At 58.8% G+C, this 16,279-nt stretch carries 19 protein-coding genes and 4 pseudogenes; 14 read left to right on the forward strand and 9 right to left on the reverse strand.

Annotation, left to right across the window (positions count from 1 at the left end; genetic code table 11):
- Positions 1-120: 120 nt before the first annotated feature.
- Positions 121-477, forward strand: a complete 357-nt coding sequence (locus tag J5276_RS28760; protein ID WP_209160157.1) for a hypothetical protein — start codon at positions 121-123, stop codon at positions 475-477.
- A gap of 47 nt (positions 478-524) precedes the next feature.
- Positions 525-707 carry a hypothetical protein gene (locus tag J5276_RS28765; protein ID WP_174067037.1) on the forward strand — a complete coding sequence of 61 codons (183 nt, stop codon included), beginning with the start codon at positions 525-527 and terminating at the stop codon, positions 705-707.
- Between the two features lie 226 nt (positions 708-933).
- Here the strand turns inward: J5276_RS28765 and J5276_RS30875 are convergent, their stop codons facing one another.
- Positions 934-1,122, reverse strand: coding sequence for a hypothetical protein (locus tag J5276_RS30875; protein ID WP_209160158.1), 189 nt, complete (start codon positions 1,120-1,122; stop codon positions 934-936).
- A gap of 138 nt (positions 1,123-1,260) precedes the next feature.
- On the opposite strand from J5276_RS30875, the gene J5276_RS30670 reads away from it, so the two are divergent.
- Positions 1,261-1,389 carry a hypothetical protein gene (locus tag J5276_RS30670; RefSeq protein ID WP_255610428.1) on the forward strand — a complete coding sequence of 43 codons (129 nt, stop codon included), beginning with the start codon at positions 1,261-1,263 and terminating at the stop codon, positions 1,387-1,389.
- A gap of 186 nt (positions 1,390-1,575) precedes the next feature.
- Here J5276_RS30670 and J5276_RS28775 read toward each other — a convergent pair whose 3' ends face one another.
- Positions 1,576-1,854, reverse strand: a complete 279-nt coding sequence (locus J5276_RS28775) for an HU family DNA-binding protein (RefSeq protein ID WP_209160159.1) — start codon at positions 1,852-1,854, stop codon at positions 1,576-1,578.
- 32 nt (positions 1,855-1,886) lie between these two features.
- The gene (locus J5276_RS28780; RefSeq protein ID WP_209160160.1) at positions 1,887-2,198 is read right to left on the reverse strand and encodes a WGR domain-containing protein; all 312 of its coding nucleotides are present in this window, start codon (positions 2,196-2,198) and stop codon (positions 1,887-1,889) included.
- A gap of 246 nt (positions 2,199-2,444) precedes the next feature.
- On the opposite strand from J5276_RS28780, the gene J5276_RS28785 reads away from it, so the two are divergent.
- Complete coding sequence (locus J5276_RS28785; RefSeq protein WP_229002310.1) at positions 2,445-2,975, forward strand: hypothetical protein; 531 nt, start codon at positions 2,445-2,447, stop codon at positions 2,973-2,975.
- Positions 2,976-2,989: 14 nt separating this feature from the next.
- Here J5276_RS28785 and J5276_RS28790 read toward each other — a convergent pair.
- Positions 2,990-3,756 (reverse strand): annotated as a pseudogene (locus tag J5276_RS28790) (IS5 family transposase).
- Between the two features lie 68 nt (positions 3,757-3,824).
- Positions 3,825-4,775: an IS481 family transposase gene (locus tag J5276_RS28795; RefSeq protein WP_209160162.1), complete on the reverse strand. Its 951-nt coding sequence runs from the start codon at positions 4,773-4,775 to the stop codon at positions 3,825-3,827.
- A 793-nt stretch (positions 4,776-5,568) separates the two neighbouring features.
- Between J5276_RS28795 and J5276_RS30675 the strand changes: the two genes are divergently transcribed.
- Complete coding sequence (locus J5276_RS30675; protein WP_229002323.1) at positions 5,569-5,766, forward strand: transposase; 198 nt, start codon at positions 5,569-5,571, stop codon at positions 5,764-5,766.
- 75 nt (positions 5,767-5,841) lie between these two features.
- Positions 5,842-6,300 (forward strand): annotated as a pseudogene (locus J5276_RS30680) (IS5 family transposase); the annotation flags it as partial.
- Between the two features lie 251 nt (positions 6,301-6,551).
- On the opposite strand, the gene J5276_RS28805 reads toward J5276_RS30680, so the two are convergent.
- The 3 genes and pseudogenes from J5276_RS28805 to J5276_RS28820 form a co-directional block, all read right to left on the reverse strand.
- Entirely contained in the window at positions 6,552-6,953 is a 402-nt protein-coding gene (locus J5276_RS28805; RefSeq protein ID WP_209160163.1) for a hypothetical protein, read from the reverse strand.
- Between the two features lie 60 nt (positions 6,954-7,013).
- Positions 7,014-7,302 (reverse strand): annotated as a pseudogene (locus J5276_RS28810) (type IV secretory system conjugative DNA transfer family protein); the annotation flags it as partial.
- 48 nt (positions 7,303-7,350) lie between these two features.
- Positions 7,351-8,537 (reverse strand): annotated as a pseudogene (locus J5276_RS28820) (ISL3 family transposase); the annotation flags it as partial.
- A gap of 13 nt (positions 8,538-8,550) precedes the next feature.
- Here J5276_RS28820 and J5276_RS28825 point away from each other — a divergent pair.
- From J5276_RS28825 to J5276_RS28840, 4 genes are all read left to right on the forward strand, one after another.
- Positions 8,551-8,886, forward strand: coding sequence for a hypothetical protein (locus tag J5276_RS28825; protein WP_209160164.1), 336 nt, complete (start codon positions 8,551-8,553; stop codon positions 8,884-8,886).
- 54 nt (positions 8,887-8,940) lie between these two features.
- The gene (locus J5276_RS28830) at positions 8,941-9,135 is read left to right on the forward strand and encodes a hypothetical protein (protein ID WP_209160165.1); all 195 of its coding nucleotides are present in this window, start codon (positions 8,941-8,943) and stop codon (positions 9,133-9,135) included.
- A 253-nt stretch (positions 9,136-9,388) separates the two neighbouring features.
- Positions 9,389-10,486: a cupin domain-containing protein gene (locus tag J5276_RS28835; protein WP_247750042.1), complete on the forward strand. Its 1,098-nt coding sequence runs from the start codon at positions 9,389-9,391 to the stop codon at positions 10,484-10,486.
- Positions 10,487-10,509: 23 nt separating this feature from the next.
- Positions 10,510-11,094, forward strand: a complete 585-nt coding sequence (locus tag J5276_RS28840; RefSeq protein WP_209160166.1) for a maleylpyruvate isomerase N-terminal domain-containing protein — start codon at positions 10,510-10,512, stop codon at positions 11,092-11,094.
- Between the two features lie 35 nt (positions 11,095-11,129).
- Here J5276_RS28840 and J5276_RS28845 read toward each other — a convergent pair whose 3' ends face one another.
- Positions 11,130-11,936 (reverse strand): IclR family transcriptional regulator, encoded by an 807-nt coding sequence (locus J5276_RS28845; protein ID WP_209160167.1) that lies wholly within the window; start codon positions 11,934-11,936, stop codon positions 11,130-11,132.
- A 116-nt stretch (positions 11,937-12,052) separates the two neighbouring features.
- On the opposite strand from J5276_RS28845, the gene J5276_RS28850 reads away from it, so the two are divergent.
- From J5276_RS28850 to maiA, 4 genes are read left to right on the forward strand one after another with little or no spacing between them, the layout of a single operon-like run.
- The gene (locus tag J5276_RS28850) at positions 12,053-13,219 is read left to right on the forward strand and encodes an FAD-dependent monooxygenase (protein ID WP_209160168.1); all 1,167 of its coding nucleotides are present in this window, start codon (positions 12,053-12,055) and stop codon (positions 13,217-13,219) included.
- 25 nt (positions 13,220-13,244) lie between these two features.
- Positions 13,245-14,825 (forward strand): benzoate-CoA ligase family protein, encoded by a 1,581-nt coding sequence (locus J5276_RS28855; RefSeq protein ID WP_209160199.1) that lies wholly within the window; start codon positions 13,245-13,247, stop codon positions 14,823-14,825.
- Between the two features lie 53 nt (positions 14,826-14,878).
- Positions 14,879-15,589, forward strand: a complete 711-nt coding sequence (locus J5276_RS28860; RefSeq protein ID WP_209160169.1) for a fumarylacetoacetate hydrolase family protein — start codon at positions 14,879-14,881, stop codon at positions 15,587-15,589.
- 39 nt (positions 15,590-15,628) lie between these two features.
- On the forward strand, positions 15,629-16,267 hold the full coding sequence (gene maiA, locus J5276_RS28865) for a maleylacetoacetate isomerase (RefSeq protein WP_219256770.1): 639 nt from the start codon (positions 15,629-15,631) through the stop codon (positions 16,265-16,267).
- The last annotated feature ends 12 nt before the right edge of the window (positions 16,268-16,279 follow it).

A 16,279-nucleotide genomic window follows, 5' to 3' on the forward strand; every position in this document is an offset into this window, starting at 1 on the left:
ATACCGAGGCCCTTGAAGTGTGAAGGTCAAAAACCTCCAGAGGGGAACAGCTGATACGATGGACCTCGGAGGAAGCCATCGCGTGCATCAGCTATACGCAAACTGCCTAGATATTGAGCGATGCGCAAACAAGAATTGTGCAACGCACCTATGCAAAAGGGGACGACCTCCATAACACCCTCGAATTTGCGGTTGCTTGCTGCGTGCACCTCTTTTTCCCACCTGACGCCTGCATTGAATGCAAGCTACTCCCAGACCGGTGTGGACGGATCAAAGAGTGTGGTGTGGGGGGATGTGTTCCGCATCAGCGAGACCTTTGAAGCTCAAGGCTGGGCTTATGGAGGCGTTCCATTCCCGCTCGATGGCATCCTGGTCCAGCCCCGGATCTCCGTCGATCAACCCGCTGTGGGGTCCGCTAGCAAGCTGCGGCCGCTCGGCTTTGCCTCCGCGGTGATCGCGACCGGTTCCGGACACTGACGGGAGCCATCGAGCGGGAACGGCCCGCTCCAAGATGGAGCCCTTCGATGAACACAGATCTCAACCTCGCACAGAACCACGCCTTCCAGCTTTCCCGTACGCTTATGGTCCCGGTCACGCTTTTCCGGTCTGGCGACGAGTTCGGCGTTCTTCCGAGCGACGAACTCGATGACGGCGAGGTCGAGACCATCGCCGAGTTCGATCCCTTCGCGTACGGGCCGGCTCATTGAGTCGGCATTCATTGCCGCTTGCGAGCCGCAGGCGGCAAGGGAAGCTTCGCCGCGGCTGGTGTGGCCCCTGGTGCCAAGGTGCAGATCTGCAGGTTGCCAGTCGCGCCCTTGCCTCCTTTGCTCTTCGCGGACCGTCGGAAACGGTCCCGCAAAATGCGGGAGAAATGAATCGGACAAGAAGGGCGGCGCCAGGAGCGCCGGTATAAGGATGGAGAAACTGGAAGACTTACGGGATCGTGTCCCGTGCGCCGTCGTGCTGGAGCAGGCGGGGTTCGCGGTCGATCTGAAGGAAAGCACACGGCGGGCAATCAAATACCGGCGCGGCGGGGAGATTGTCATCGTCATACACAGCGGCAGCGGTTAGTTTGATCCGCTGTCCGAAGCCAAGGGCGATGTCTTCAGCCTCATCCAACATATGGAGGACTTCTCCTTTCTTGATGCTCTGGCACGTCTCGCGTCGCTGGTTGGGATCGACTTGCAAGAGCCGGAGTGGCGACGCTCAACGCGAGATGCGGCTCCTGCAGCATCTTTCTTAAACGTCAAGGAGATGACGATGCTGCTGGAACAACACATCGAAGAACTGCGCCGCGCGATTGCCGCGGAGCTGGAGCTGGCTCAGGCGGAACTGGCGGTCATCATGGCCGTGCAAGATGGCTCCATCGACGCCGAGCCGCCCTTTTGAGGGCGGCGATCATCCGCAATGCAGCCGCCACCGTCCGACTGTCATGAGAAGCAACGCTTTCGCTGTCTCCTTGACGGGGACGGGGATCGGGATCAGCTTCGAGCGTGAAGGCGAGCGCGCCGATGATGCTGCGCGGAGAGCCGCCTCTGCGGCTTCAATCAGTTCGTCCCCAGCCCTTCGTGTGGATTACTTGTTCAGAGCATCCTTCAGTGCCTTGGCGGGCTGGAACGTAAGCTTCTTCGCAGCGGCAACCGTGATGGTGGCGCCGGTGGCCGGATTTCGAGCCTCGCGCTCCGGCGTGTCCTTGGTTTTGAACTTGCCGAATCCGGGGATCGATGTTTCCGCGCCGGAGGTGGCAGCGGCTGTGATCGATGCGAACACGGTTTCGACGATCGTCTTTGCCTGCGCCTTGGTCAGGTTCTGTTCGGATGCGATCTTGTCGGCGATTTCGTTGGTCGTGGTCATGATGGGTTCCTCGTTAAAGACGCAAAACCATCTCAGCCGATCCAGATATTGTCATGCGGCGATGTCTGCGGAACGGTGATCCTCTTGGTGTTTCCACAGTTTATTGCTGGTTTGTAGCCTCTTTTTCGCTTCTGCAGCACCAGTTCGAGAAAGCGCCATATCGCGTCCTTCTCATTGCCGAACACCTCGGTCATCTCTCCGCCCGCCTTGCCGATCCGTCCCCAGCTTCGCACCACGGCTATTTCCCCGAACAGGGTTGGCCGGATCGCAAGCGCGTAATATCGGGCCATGTTCCTGTTGGCGTCGATCCTCTGGCAATAAAACTGGTAGTGGTGAGTGCCCATGCCGCATGATCGCCGATGTTCACGATACGGTCCAACGACACTTATGAATCGAAGAACCGCTTCCGATTCATTTCCGTGATGTTTGACATTTGCCGATCTCGGGAAGCGTTTGGGCGAACCGGCTTTCGCCGACCGGGTGCTATTCGCTTGCGCTCACGGAGCCCGGACCCGGTCTCCGCCTGCGGTGACACCCCCTTTCGCTGGCCGTTTTACTGGCACACGGACACGACGCCTGGCGTCGTCGTGATGCTCTTCTTTTCTGACCTGCTATTTTGCACCCGCCGCTGCGGCGTCAAGGACGTCGCGGCAACCTCCAATTTGCTGCCGCCGCCTGAGATGGCTCTGGCAAATCGGTTCCTCCGCTCGCCGCCTCCGGCGGTCGCGATGCGATCCTGGACCACTCGCGTCTACGGTGCGGGCTCCTTGCGTCAAAAACGAAGGAGACGTTCCACGACACAGCGAAAGATCAAAGACATCGATAGTGGCAGCCCACAGTACTGGCGCGAGCGCGCTGAAGGGTTTCGGCTGATCCGTGAAGCGGAGCACGCCTATGATCGCCTCAAGCGCGCGCCAACCTACATTTCCGGTGGCTATGACGAGGATGGCGATGTCATCCCCCTCGAGAACCTCGGTCCCTGCGATGCGATGGACGAGGCGATAAAAGCCATCGAAGCCAACGAGACTGCCGTGGATATCCTCGTCGCCCAACGCCGCACGGAAATCGGTGGCTGGCGCATCTATGCCGTCATCCGCGAACTCAACCCTGCGGCCGATTAGCCTAGGCCGTCGACTCATAAACTCTGACACCAGATTCTTGGGGCGACGAGTTTGACAGCTGCGAGATAGTTTTCCGGGCGCTTGTCGTAGCGCGTGGCGATGCCTCGAAACTGTTTGATCTTGTTGAAGAAACGCTCGACAAGGTTCCGCTGCCTGTAAACCCAGCGCGAGAACGAGAAGGAGCCCTTGCGGGTTGCCTTCGGCGGGATGTTGGCCCAGGCCTTTCGCTCGGCCGCCTTGGCGCGGATTGCGTTGGTGTCATAACCCTTATCGGCAAGCAGGATATCACCTTCGCCGAGGTCGTCTGTCAGCGCATCGGCTTCAGTGCAGTCAGCAATCTGGCCGCCGGTCAGACGGAGCGTGACTGGCCGACCTTCGGCATCGACGAGCGCGTGGATTTTGCTCGTGAGCCCGCCGCGGGAACGTCCCATGCAACCATCGTCTCGATCCCCTTTTTTCCCGTGGCCGCGTGTTGATGAACGCGAACACAGGTCGAGTCGATCATGACGATGTCGCCGTCATAAGCCTCTGAAACGGCTTTAAGAAGACGATCCCAGACACCGGCCTTACGCCAACGGACGAAGCGGTTATAGCAGGTGGTTGGCCGCCCATAACGTTCTGGAACTTCCGACCACGGCGAGCCGGTTCGGAAGCGCCAAAGGATGCCGTTCAGGCCCCGTCGGTCATCGACACGAGGAACGCCGCGAGGCTTGTTCGGCAGTAGGGACGAAATGATTGACCACTCGTGGTCGGTGAGTTCGTAGCGGCGGCGTGTCATCATAGCTCCTAATTCGGAAGCCTTGAATCACGCGGAACGCAATGCGCCAAGAGAATTTATGAGTTTACCGCCTAGGTGTTCAGTCCCGGCATTTGATGGATCGGATTTAGCCTGAACCGTTCGGGTTCTTTTGTCCAGCATCTACAGATGAACTCGTATGGGGTGAGGCCCTTGAGGGTCTTGAGGCGGCGGCCGAAATTGTAGGCTGCGACAAAGTCTGCGAGGTGGGTTCGCAACTGGTCATGGTCATCGTAGTGGAAGCGCTTGACGGTCGCTTCCTTGATTGTGCGGTTCATCCGCTCGACCTGGCCATTCGTCCAAGGATGTTTCACCTTGGTCAACCGATGTTCGATGCCATTCTCATCGCAGACGCGATCAAAGATGTGGCCGAAATCATGGATGTCGCGAGGGCGGTTTGTGAACTGGATGCCGTTGTCCGTCAGCACGGTATGGATTTTATAGGGAGCGACCTCGACCAGATTGCGCAGGAACTGTGCAGCCGCCATCTTGCCTGCCTTCTCATGCAGCTCGACATAGGCAAACTTGGATGTCCGATCGATGGCAACGAAGAGGTAGAGCTTACCTTCGGCGGTTTGAACCTCGGCAATATCAATGTGAAAATAGCCAATTGGATAGGATTTGAATTTCTTCTTGGCCGGCTTGTCACCCTCGACCTCAGGCAGCCTGGAAATGTCGTGGCGCTGCAGGCACCGGTGCAGCGATGACCGCGTCAGATGCGGAATGGTCGGCTGCAGCGCGTAGAGGCAATCATCCAGCGGCAGCAGCGTATGCCTGCGAAAGGCGACGATGACCGCCTCTTCCTCAGGCAACAAGACTGTTGACTTCGGCTCCTTCGGACCGGTCGCCAGATCGGCAACCGATGTCCGTTTCTTCCATTTCGCGACTGTCGTCTGGTTGATCCCGTAGCGCTTTGACAGCGCCCTCAGGCTCTCTTGACTATTTTGTATTGCTCGACGGATTGCCTCTGTCGTCGTGGCGCTGCCGTGCAGAATTTGTCCCACAATGCATCCCTCCAGGCTTGGGAGAATAATGCACCATCAAAGTCCGGGATCAAACACCTAGGGGACGAAAGGTGGCGCTGCCGCCTTTCGTCCCTCTCCTCCGTTTGGGAGCCATGCCAGCCGGACCGACCGGCCGACCCGGCAGACGAAAGAGCGCAAGCCCCATCTCGACACTCATCCCATGAGGGAAGGTCAAGCCCCCCACAAACACCCTACCATGGGAAAAGGGGACGGTTCCCTCCTCCCTCTCCCCAAATCCCTATCCCTGTCCCGGCCGATCAATGGTCAGGTTGGCACTGCAGCGCATGACTTACGTCGTTTACTGCAAGCCCTACGATGACTAGGCGGCGTGGACAAATTTGCGAGGATCGTGTGACGTGCTATTCTCGCCTTATGACATGTTCCCGCTGTGAAAATCTTGACGAGGTCGTGCGCATCAGGACGCCGTATGAGCTGTTTTCGGTAGTCAGAACAGTGCGGCAGGCGTTAGCTGATGGTGATATCGAGGAAATTGACGCTGGTCCTATGGAGGGTAGGACAGCGTTTTGCGATTTGACCGCTAACGGCCCGCTCGACGATCTTTTACTTTATCGGTATCGGTGCGCCGAATGCTCGCAAAATTTCGAGTTAAGCGCAGAAACGTATCACGGAAGCGGTGGATCTTGGCGCAAATCTACACCCATTGAATCTGCATGATTGACGCCGCGCCAATCGGTTGATTCAACGCTGCCTTTTGGAGGCAGGTTTGAGCCGGGGCGATCTCACCGAAGCAGAGTGGCGGATTTTGAGGGGTTTGCTGCCAATCGAACCTAAGAACCGTGGTCGAGGCAGGCGTCCCGAGCAGAACCGAGCTATCATCAACGGAATCTTTTGGCGGCTCCGATGCGGAGCGCCTTGGCGCGACGTTCCGACCAAGTATGGGAATTGGAACACCGTCATCGTCGGTTCCGGAGGTGGAGCGAAGCCGGAGTCTGGGAGACCGTGGCGGTAACGCTGGCCGAGGTCATGGCAGACAGCGGCCACTACAGCATCGACAGCACCACAGTCCGCGCCCACGTCTCGGCAGCGGGCGGAAAAGGGGGCTCATCGACGCGCTCTTGGCCGCTCGCGGGGCGGGTTCACCAGTAAGCTTCACTGCCTGGCTGATGCCCTTGGACGACCGCTCGCCTTCCATCTGACAGTTGGCGAAGCAGCAGACAGCAAGGCCTATGAGGAACTGATCGACCTGCCCGAGCGCACGCCGAATGCTTTGCTTGCCGATAGGGGCTATGATGCAGACGCCATCCGCGCCAACCTTGCGCAACCGAAGATCGAGGCTGTCATACCCGGCCGATCAAACCGCCGCGTGAAAATAGAACATGATCGGAAGCTTTACAGGCAGCGCAACCGCATCGAGCGCATGTTCGGCCATCTCAAAATCAACCGTGCCATCGCTACCCGCTACGACCAACTGGCAAACAGCTTCCTCGGCATGGTGCATATCGCCACAGCCAGATACTGGCTCAAATTTGTCCACGTCGCCTAGGAGTGGGGGTGACAAAAGGAGGCCAGCGGCGGTGACGACAATTCTTCAAGCTGAAATCCTGACGAACATGGCACTGGTCATGGAGCGAGAGCGAATAAACTGGCTGGCACGGTGACCTTGCGATTGAGCACCATCGACCGTATCGCTCGCAATCTTGATATCCCGCTTGTTGAACTTTTCGGTGAGCTAACTGTCAGGTTCCATCAACACCATTGACTGCCGGCCTGAGCCGACTAGTGCCGCGAGATTGTTCAGACGGAAGCAACGGACGGAGCATTCTGCGCCGTGATAGGTGTTGTTTCGTTCTGTGGCTGCCGCTCGCCTGTCGTTGCGCGAACACGGTTCAATACCGGTGGCAGGAATGGCACATCTTCCCAGACGACATCGCCTTCGAAGAGCGTTTCGGTATTGCGGTTACGCCATCTGACTTCTTCTCTGGTCACGAAGGGAGGCGCGATTTCAGCGAGGGTCGCCAACGGTACAAACCCGACCGTACAGATCAAAGCAATGAACCTTAGCGTCAAATCCGCATGCTGCGGAAATACCTCCAGACTGATGATCGCTTCGGCGACGATAATAGGCGTGAAAGCCATAAACGCTGCCCAGATGTTCAGTGGCCCCAGAAGGGAATACCAGTCTTTCTTCCAGTGCATGCTCTGTTGTTCCTTCCGACATTGTAAGCTGTGGTGGCATTTGAAGGCTTTCAGGCAAAGTTACATCGATCTTCTTTCCTGATGGAATCTATTTTGCCCGACACAGACCTTCATGTCATCACGCCGGAACCAGATCGCGCGTCCGCATCGAAGCGGTGCATTGCCGGCGGTAAAGGACGATCTGCTCGTCGCTGCGCATCCGCAGCACCTCATGCGGCAGGATCAGCGGCCGGCGGCTGAGCTGCTTCGACCGCGATCGCGACGATCCCTTCATTCTGGTAGAACGGTTGGTTTGATCCACCTCGACAGTGGTGTCGCCGCAGCGCTTGGAAATGTAGTCGGCGGTATCGATTGTCAATCGGCGTCGTAACGGGGGTCTGACGCAATTTCGATTATGTTAGGGCGCTCCGATAATACGCGCTTCAAGCAGGTCGAGTTTCCCACGCCCGTACATTTGCCGTTTGATAAGATTAAGCTTGGTGATCTGTCCCTCGGTCTGCCTGTTCGACCAAATCGAAGTGATTGCGTTCTGAACTGCGGCTCTGTCGCGGATGACGCCGCTGGCAAACGACGCTACCAAGCTGTGCGCCGCGCGCTTGATCCAGGTCTCTAGATGTTTAGTCCCGGGAATTGATGGCGCAACATAGCGTGGAAACTTTCGACAACATCCCTAGCCTCGACGAGGTCGGGTAGCCGCTCCTCAATTGCAGCCACAGTGACCGTTTGAGCCTTGGTCAAATTGTTGCGCTCCAGGGTCATAAGACGAACGATGGTGCGTGCGGCGGGCGCGTGGCCAAGCCCGTCCTCGGCCTTTTCAGCCCGCCTTCGCCGTGTTGCCCATTCTGTGACAACACGGAGACCGCCGCCAAAGCCGGCCAGCCGAAGCTGCCGCCACAGTTCGGCACCGTTTCGCAATCCGGCATCCCATTGCGCCTCAAGCCAGGGCAGATGCTGTTCCAGGGATGTTTGCCGGACTCGGAAGATGTCGGTCCGCTGACCACGAACGACGCTGCGAACCAGCTTTCGGCTGTGACCGGTTCTGCGCACGATTTCCTTGATGGACACGCCTTCGCTGACGAATCCACGGATAACGGCGTTTGCCTCTTCACGCCGCAGATATCCCTCGTATTGGAGCCGCTCAGCGGCGGTCAGAAGCTTCGTTTTTACGGTGGCTGTACCTATTGCCACGCGAACCTGCCGCATTGAGTTGCGCACAGCGTCGAGAAAAGCCTGGCTGGCGTTCTCCATTAAATGCCAGCGGTCGGCGACCTGATCGGCATGTGGCGGGGCTTGTGCGGTGGCCTGCGCATACCCGCCGCCGCGGTCTCGTGCCACGATTTCGATCTGCGGCTGCCGGACCAACCAAGCCTTGGCGGTCGAGGGCTCCCGGTCGGGCACCAATGCTATCGTCTTTCGCCGCTCAAGATCGCAGATGATCGTGCCATATCGATGATTAAGACGCCATGCCCAGTCATCGATGCCGATAACTTTCGGCGGCGTTGGCGGCGGACGATTATACCGGCGAACGGTTCGAAGGAGCGTATCATTGCTAACCGGGAACCCGAGACGATCCGCAAATCGCGCAGCAATTGCCGTGATGCGAAAGGGACTACTGCAGCAATTGGGCGCACCGCAGCTGTTATACGATCAGCCGACCAATCTGTTCGTCGCGACATTCATAGGGTCGCCGGCCATGAATCTCTTTGATGCGCGGATCCACGAAGGCGGAAACGGCAAGATCGTCTGCGAGATCGCGCGGCAGGCCCTTGCGCTGCCTGAAACGGTCCTGTCCAGCTTTTCGTCGCTTCGCGACCGATGTGGCGGCAATGTTGTGCTCGGAGTGCGCCCCGAGCATCTGGTGGATCCCTTGCGCCGATCGCCCGATCTGCCGCGATTGCGTGGACGTGCCGTCGTCATCGAAGCGCTCGGCTGAGAGAAACTCGTCCAGATTGAGATGCCTGGCACACCCGTCAGGTCCGATGATGTCATGGAAATCGCCCGCGATATAGACGCCTCCTTATCGGATATGCACGGCCCCGGATCGAAGAACGACACCATTCGGGTCGTGGGACGGTTCGACCCGCGGACTGATGTTTTCTGGAATGAGTTCGTGGAGGTCTCCGTCGACGTTGTCAACCTTCATTTCTTCGATCTAGCGACAGGCATTTCGCTCAGGACGTAGTCACGCCTCCAGGCTGGCGCATAAAGGGAAAATGCTATGTTAAACGGCGATGCGGGACGGCAAGCCAGGCATGCCGCACGGGCCCAACACGTTCTCGGCCCGCCGCGAGCAATCGTAGCGGGATTTCTGTGTGATCGTCTCAACGGGACGACTTGTTTTTTGCTGTGGGTGAAAATAGCTTTATTATATGCAATAAATCGCCATCCTGTTTGACGCGACAGGGATCGTGCAACCCATGAGGAGATTGAGAGAGATGATGGATCGTACCGCAACCAGCAACATGGTGGTCCCTGAAGATACCGAGGCGCTTCAGCGGCTATACGCGGATTTCGAAGCGGAGCACTTGAAGCCCCTCTGGACCCAAATCGACGACCTTATGCCGGTTGTACCGAATCCCAAAGCTGTGCCGCATGTCTGGAAATGGTCGACTCTTTATCCGCTCGCCAAGAGATCGGGTGACCTCGTTCCTGTCGGTCGCGGCGGAGAGCGTCGGGCCATCGGCCTCGCCAATCCCGGACTAGGGGGGCGGGCTTATATCAGTCCGACGCTGTGGGCCGCGATCCAATATCTGGGACCGCGCGAAACCGCGCCCGAACATCGCCATGCCCAGAATGCCTTCCGTTTCGTCGTTGAAGGCGAGGGCGTATGGACTGTTGTTAACGGCGACCCCGTTCGCATGAGCCGGGGCGACTTCCTGCTGACGCCCGGTTGGCATTTCCACGGCCATCACAACGATACGGATCAGCCGATGGCCTGGATCGATGGTCTTGACATCCCGTTTTCTTATCAGAATGATGTCGGATTTTTCGAGTTCGGATCCGATCGCGTCACCGACTACGCAACCCCGATGGTGTCGAAGAGCGAGAGATTGTGGTGTCATCCGGGCCTGCGGCCGCTATCTGGTCTTCAGGACACGGTCAGTTCACCGATCGGAGCCTATCGCTGGGAATATACCGATCGGGCCCTTACCGAGCAGTTGCTTCTGGAAGAGGAGGGGCAGCCGGCGACGGTCGAACAAGGGCACGCGGCCGTTCGCTACACCAACCCCACGACTGGCGGCGACGTCATGTCGACGATCCGCGCGGAGTTTCACCGTTTGCGCGAAGGCGCCATCACTCCCGGGCGCCGGGAGGTCGGTTCGTCCGTCTTCCAGGTCTTCGAGGGAAAGGGCTCCGTCGTTCTGAACGGGACCGAACATGCGCTGGAGAAGGGCGACATGTTCGTCGTTCCGTCGTGGGTCGCATGGTCCTTGCAAGCGGAAACCCAATTCGATCTATTTCGCTTTTCAGACGCGCCCATCATCGAGAGGCTCAATTTCGCACGAAGCCAGGTTATCGAGCGTGATCGATAAGGGTAGGCGGAGGACAATCGGCGATGGGAAATCTGGACGATGCGCGAGCCGCACTGCGATCGCGGCTCGGCAAAGGAGCACGCTTCGATGCGCCGCAGGCACCGGCGGAAACACTTGCCTGGGCGAGGCTCGGGACGGCTTATTTCGCCCGCAAACTCGGTGAGCTTTCAAACGAGGAACTGGATCTCCCCTCCCGCGTCGCCGGGTGGAGCCGCCGCCATGTCATCGCGCATGTCGGCTATCAGGCACGGCATCTCGCCAGATTGGCGGAGGCTGCGCGTGCCGGCAGAGGTGTCGAGGAACTGGCCGAAGCGGAGGCGCAAAACGAAGACGTGGAATTCGGCGCCACGCTGCCGGCACATGCCCTGCGCTATCTCTTCAGGCATTCCGAGGTGCATCTCAACGTCGAGTGGCGCGACATGGACGAAACGGCATGGAGCGCTTCCGTGACAACCCTGTCCGGAGAGGTCGTCCATATGCGCGATACGCCCTGGTTGCGAGTGAGGGAAATATGGCTGCGCTCGGTCGATCTCGCCAACGGCGCTTCCGTCCTCGATTTTCCCGCACCCGTCAGAGATCGGCTGCATGCTGGCGATATACCGGCCTGAAGCGCACTGCTAGTCCGCAAGCGTTGCCTGCGCGATTATTTGGGAAAGAAGACGGATATCTTCTTGCAAACCTCGCGCAGGAGGACCGCTGCATGGGAGTCTGGTCGCAGGATGGCCGGGTCCCCGGAATTGAGTGTGATGGCCGCCTCGGCCTCCCCCTGCCAGTTCAACACCGGAACGCTGATTGCGTTCAAACCCGGAATGAACCGACCATCGACCGTTGCGTAACCCCGCTCGCGCGTGGTTTCCTGAAGGCGCTGAAGATCATCCGGTTTCGACGGATCGAAATCCGGCCATATGAGCCCGAGGCTTCTGGCGCGTGCGATCTCTTGCTGTAGAAGTTCGCTCAGCAATGCCGGTTGTGAGAATGCCAGAAAGATTCGACCGGTTGCCGAGTTCAGAAGCGGCAAAGTCGTGCCCAGACCCATGGAGGTAACGACGAAGCTGCCGGAACGCTGCCAGCGAACCACAGTCGGCCCGTGGGGTCCCCAAACCGCAATGAGACCGGCCGCACCCGTCCCCAGCACGAGATCCTCCAGATGTTCGGCCGCTTCATTGACGAGATCCATTTGTGCCATAGCCGCAAGCCCCAGTTCGATGGCGCCCTGAGCCAGTTCGTAAACGCCGGCCCGCTGCTTTTGCCGGACTAGGCCCGCCTTGGCGAAACTGGCCAGGTAGCGGTGCACCTTGCTCATCGGCATATTCGATCTTCGCGCGATCTCGGTGAGAGATGCACCGGCGCGCAGCCGCACGATCGACTGCAGAACAACAAGCGCGGAATCCAGCGACTGTATCCCTGCGCGTGATGCCTCGCCCTCGTCGGTCTTCTGAACGTCATCCATGGTCCAACTCCCTTTTTTCCCAGAAAACGAAAAAAACCGACGAGCGCAAGCGTTTTTGCTATTGCGCATTATGAAATCACTTTTATATAGTGGAACTATTCTGGAGGAGAAATGGGATGAAAGTCGCTATTTTGGGCGCGGGGCCGGCGGGGCTGTATGCCGCCTATCTTCTGAAAAGGAATGGAATTGCTGACGATATCCGCATCGTCGAGCAGAACGCTTCCGATGCTACATTCGGCTTCGGGGTGGTATTTTCCGATCGAGCGCTGGAATTCCTCCGCGAAGATGATGCCGAAACCCACGCGCTGATTTCGTCTGTGCTCGAACACTGGCGCGACATCACGATCACCCACAAGGGCGAGATCATCCGCCTCGATGGGGTAGGCTTTTCCGCGGTGGGGCGCCTTCACTTGCTCGAGCTGTTACAGGGGCGGGTGAGGGAACTGGGCATTGAGCCCGAATACGAAAAGGTCGTTCACGATCTGTCGGAGCTGGGCGAATACGATCTCTTGATCGGCTCCGACGGCGTCAATTCGCTCGTGCGGCGCTCCGAGGACTTCGGGTTCAAGCAGGAATTGCTGGATAATCGGTTCGTCTGGTACGGCACCCGCCAACGGTTCGACACGCTGACCCAGACCTTCCGCGAGACCGCCGACGGCCATTTCACCGCGCATCACTATCGCTACTCGCCGGACATGAGCACGTTCATCGTCGAGGTGGATGAGGAGACTTTCTTCCGCGCGGGCTTCGACGCGATGAGTGACGACAGGGCCAAGTCTTATCTAGAGAGCGTCTTTGCGCCCGAACTGGGCGGCCACGAATTCGTGACGAACAAGTCGGTCTGGCGGCAGTTTCCGAGGATCAGCAACGAACGCTGGTCCTCGGGCAACAAGGTTCTGGTCGGCGATGCGTTGCGGACCGCGCATTTCTCGATTGGTTCGGGAACCCGGTTGGCGTTGGAAGACGTTATCGCCCTCATCAAGGCGCTCAAGGCCAGCCCGGACGATATTCCGGGCGCATTGAAGAGCTACGAGGCCGCGCGCCGGCCGATCGTCGACAAGCTCGTCAGGGCAGCGAATGCCAGCGCCGATTGGTACGAGAATTTCGCGGACCATATGGAGCTGGAGCCCTGGGAGTTCGCGCTCAGCTACATCATGAGGTCCGGCAGACTTGATTTCCATCGGCTTCGTCAGATCGCGCCGCAATTTGCCGAGGAGGTGCAGCGGCGCGGCCTTTTGGCGGATGCCAGCCAATCCAGACGGGGAGGAACCATTGAACATTAGGCTCAACGACTTCGTTTCGGACGACATGGATTGCTGCGGTGAAATCGGCTTTTCCGTTCCCGACCGATACAATGCGAGCGCGATCCTGTTCGACAATCTCGTGGCGGGCCGATCTGGCAAGACCGCGATATACTGCCGGGCCGGTAACACCACCTATGGCGAGCTTTGTGCCGAAGCCGCGCGTTTCGGCAATGCACTGATCTCACTTGGTCTCGCGCGGGGGGATCGCGTAGTGCTACTCCTCAACGACACCAGCTTCTATCCCGCCGCCTATTTCGGCGCCGTGCGCGCCGGTTTTGTGCCAATCTTGTGCAATACCCTGTCCACGCCCGAGCTCGTCCGGTTCTACATTGAGGATTCCGACGCCACCATTGCGGTGTCGGACGGCGAATATGCCCGATTGTTCTCCGCCGAAACGCTCTCCGGGACGACGCTCCGGACGCTGGTGTTCGCGACGCAGCCGAAGGAACCGGTCAGCGGCGTCGACGTGCGTGACTGGTCGGAATGGAAAGGCGAATTCGGCAGCGAGCTTGCCGCCGCCGATACCCATCGGGATGACATGGCGTTCTGGATGTACAGCTCCGGAAGCACCGGAAAGCCAAAGGGAATCATCCACCTCCATCACGACATGGCCTATACGATGGAAAGCTATGGCCGGCGGGTGCTGGGGATCCGGGAAGACGATATCTGCTTCTCGGTTCCGAAGATCTTCTTCGCCTATGGGTTCGGCAATTCGATCACCTTCCCGTTTTCTGTAGGCGCTAGCGCCGTTCTGCACCCGGGACGCCCCGACCCGCTTGCGGTGATCGAGTGCGTCGAATTTTTCAAGCCGACGCTCTTCTTTGGCTTGCCGACGCTCTACAACGCCGTGCTCGGACATCCGCGATCGAAAGAAGCAGATTTCAGCAGCGTACGGCTGTGCCTTTCAGCTGCAGAAGTCCTGTCGCAGGAATTGTTCGACGATTGGAAAGAACGGTACGGTCTGGAAATCATCGAAGGATTGGGATCAACCGAGGTTCTTCATATTTACCTTTCGAACAGTGTGGATCACAAAAAGGTCGGCAGGGCTGGCAAGGCCGTTCCCGGCTACGAGATCAAGCTGACCTATCCCGACGGTCAGATCGTGCCGCGCGGCGAGGCAGGTGTCATGTGGGTTCGCGGTGGCTCCAATGCGCCGACCTACTGGAACAGGCCGGACAAGACTGAGCAGACCATGCGGGAAGGCTGGATCTGGACAGGTGATCTCCTGATCGAGGACGAGGACGGTTTCTATACGTTCTCCGGTCGGGTCGACGACCTCATCAAGGTCAGCGGACAGTGGGTCTACCCCCTCGAGATCGAACTGACCTTGTTCGAGCACGAATCCGTGCGCGAATGCGCAGTCCTCGGAATGGAAATGCCTGATCGACGGATGACACTCAAGGCCTTCGTGGTGCTGGAGCCGGGCCTGACCGCGAACGAGGCTATGACCAAGGACCTGCAGTCCTTCGTGAAAGGTCGCCTTCTGCCCTACAAATATCCGCGCGCCGTCGAATACATGGAAGCGTTGCCCAAAACGGGGACCGACAAGATCGACAGACAGGCCTTGAAGCAGCGCGGCCTCTGAGATCTAGGACCGTGCAGGTTGAATTCACCCCTAAATGGAATGAGGATGTATGAATGGCTGAGTTGGCACAAGAATATTTGTTTCCGGTCGCGCCGCCGGCAACGGTCGATATCCTGGGCTTGGAGCGGCCCTATCCGATCAGCCGGATATTCTGTGTCGGCCGGAACTATGCCGAGCACGCCAAGGAAATGGGCGTCGAGGTGGATCGCGAGGCACCCTTCTACTTCCTGAAGCCCGCCTCGGCTGCAGTGGTGACGGGCAGCACCATCCCTTATCCGCCGGGAACTGCGAACTACCATTACGAGATGGAATTGGTCATCGCCGTGGGAAAGCCTGCCTTCAAGGTCACCGAGGAGCAGGCTGCCGCAGCCGTCTTCGCCTATGGCTGTGGTCTGGATATGACGCGACGCGACCTGCAGCTCGATGCCCGCGCCAAGGGGCGCCCGTGGGACCTCGGCAAGGCTTTCGAGCAGTCCGCCATTCTCTCGCCGATGACCAGGGCAGAGAGCATTTCCTCTCTTGAAGGACGGAAGATCCAGCTGTCGGTCAATGGTGTCGTCAAGCAATCGGCCTTGCTCGATGACCTGGTTTGGAAGGTCGAGGAAATCATCGCGCATCTGTCGGGATACTACCACCTCATGCCGGGTGATCTGATCTTCACCGGCACTCCCGCCGGAGTGGGCGCGGTGGTGGCCGGAGATGTAATCGAAGGCACGATCGAGGGGCTGGAGCCGATCAAGCTGTCGATCGGCCCTGCCGAATGACGATCTATATCGGAACCGTTTGCAAAGGTTATCCGCATGTTGACATTGCACGACTATTTCCGGAGCGGCGCTTCGCATAGGACACGGATTGCCCTTAATTTAAAGGGGTTGGTGTACCAGCAGGTTTCCCATCATCTGCGCAAGGGCGAACAACGTGCTCCGGATTATATGACGATCAATCCGCAGGGGCTGGTTCCGTCGCTGGTCGATGGGGATCACATCATCACCCAATCGATGGCGATCATCGAATATCTCGACGAATCCTATCCTGAGACGGCCCGCCTGCTGCCCCGCGATATCGCAGGCAGGGCCCGGGTACGGGCGATGTCGGGCGTCATCGCATGCGACACGCATCCGCTGAACAATCTACGCGTCCTCGCTTACCTTCAGGACAAGCTGGGCGCGGACGAGAACCAGACGAAGGCCTGGTGTCACCGTTGGTTCCAGGACAGCTTTCCCGCGCTGGAGCAGATGCTCAAATCAGGCCAGACGGGGCTTTATTGCCATGGGGACGAGCCAAGCATGGTGGATATCTGCCTGGCGCCTCAGATGGCAAGCGCAAAACGCTTCGGGTTCGACGCGACGTCGTTCAGCGAGGTCTGCCGGGTGGCCGCGAATGCCGCGAAGCTGCCGGCATTCCAACGCGCCGAGCCCGAGCGCCAACCCGACGCTGAATAGCGCCGGAAGGCG

The organism is Agrobacterium sp. S7/73 (genome assembly GCF_019355535.1).
GTDB classification, from domain to species: domain Bacteria; phylum Pseudomonadota; class Alphaproteobacteria; order Rhizobiales; family Rhizobiaceae; genus Agrobacterium; species Agrobacterium tumefaciens.

Excerpts from the sequence above, each read along its gene's own strand:
- J5276_RS28835 (WP_247750042.1), top strand. The coding sequence starts at position 9,389 with ATGATGGATCGTACCGCAACCAGCAACATGGTGGTCCCTGAAGATACC.
- J5276_RS28830 (WP_209160165.1), top strand. The coding sequence starts at position 8,941 with ATGGAAATCGCCCGCGATATAGACGCCTCCTTATCGGATATGCACGGC.
- J5276_RS28760 (WP_209160157.1), top strand. The coding sequence starts at position 121 with ATGCGCAAACAAGAATTGTGCAACGCACCTATGCAAAAGGGGACGACC.
- J5276_RS30670 (WP_255610428.1), top strand. The coding sequence starts at position 1,261 with ATGCTGCTGGAACAACACATCGAAGAACTGCGCCGCGCGATTGCCGCG.
- J5276_RS28765 (WP_174067037.1), top strand. The coding sequence starts at position 525 with ATGAACACAGATCTCAACCTCGCACAGAACCACGCCTTCCAGCTTTCC.
- J5276_RS28855 (WP_209160199.1), top strand. The coding sequence starts at position 13,245 with ATGGATTGCTGCGGTGAAATCGGCTTTTCCGTTCCCGACCGATACAAT.
- J5276_RS30875 (WP_209160158.1), bottom strand. The coding sequence starts at position 1,122 with ATGTTGGATGAGGCTGAAGACATCGCCCTTGGCTTCGGACAGCGGATC.
- J5276_RS28805 (WP_209160163.1), bottom strand. The coding sequence starts at position 6,953 with ATGCACTGGAAGAAAGACTGGTATTCCCTTCTGGGGCCACTGAACATC.
- J5276_RS28785 (WP_229002310.1), top strand. The coding sequence starts at position 2,445 with ATGCTCTTCTTTTCTGACCTGCTATTTTGCACCCGCCGCTGCGGCGTC.
- J5276_RS28840 (WP_209160166.1), top strand. The coding sequence starts at position 10,510 with ATGGGAAATCTGGACGATGCGCGAGCCGCACTGCGATCGCGGCTCGGC.
- J5276_RS28850 (WP_209160168.1), top strand. The coding sequence starts at position 12,053 with ATGAAAGTCGCTATTTTGGGCGCGGGGCCGGCGGGGCTGTATGCCGCC.
- J5276_RS28780 (WP_209160160.1), bottom strand. The coding sequence starts at position 2,198 with ATGGGCACTCACCACTACCAGTTTTATTGCCAGAGGATCGACGCCAAC.
- J5276_RS28825 (WP_209160164.1), top strand. The coding sequence starts at position 8,551 with ATGCGAAAGGGACTACTGCAGCAATTGGGCGCACCGCAGCTGTTATAC.
- J5276_RS28845 (WP_209160167.1), bottom strand. The coding sequence starts at position 11,936 with ATGGATGACGTTCAGAAGACCGACGAGGGCGAGGCATCACGCGCAGGG.
- J5276_RS28775 (WP_209160159.1), bottom strand. The coding sequence starts at position 1,854 with ATGACCACGACCAACGAAATCGCCGACAAGATCGCATCCGAACAGAAC.
- J5276_RS28860 (WP_209160169.1), top strand. The coding sequence starts at position 14,879 with ATGGCTGAGTTGGCACAAGAATATTTGTTTCCGGTCGCGCCGCCGGCA.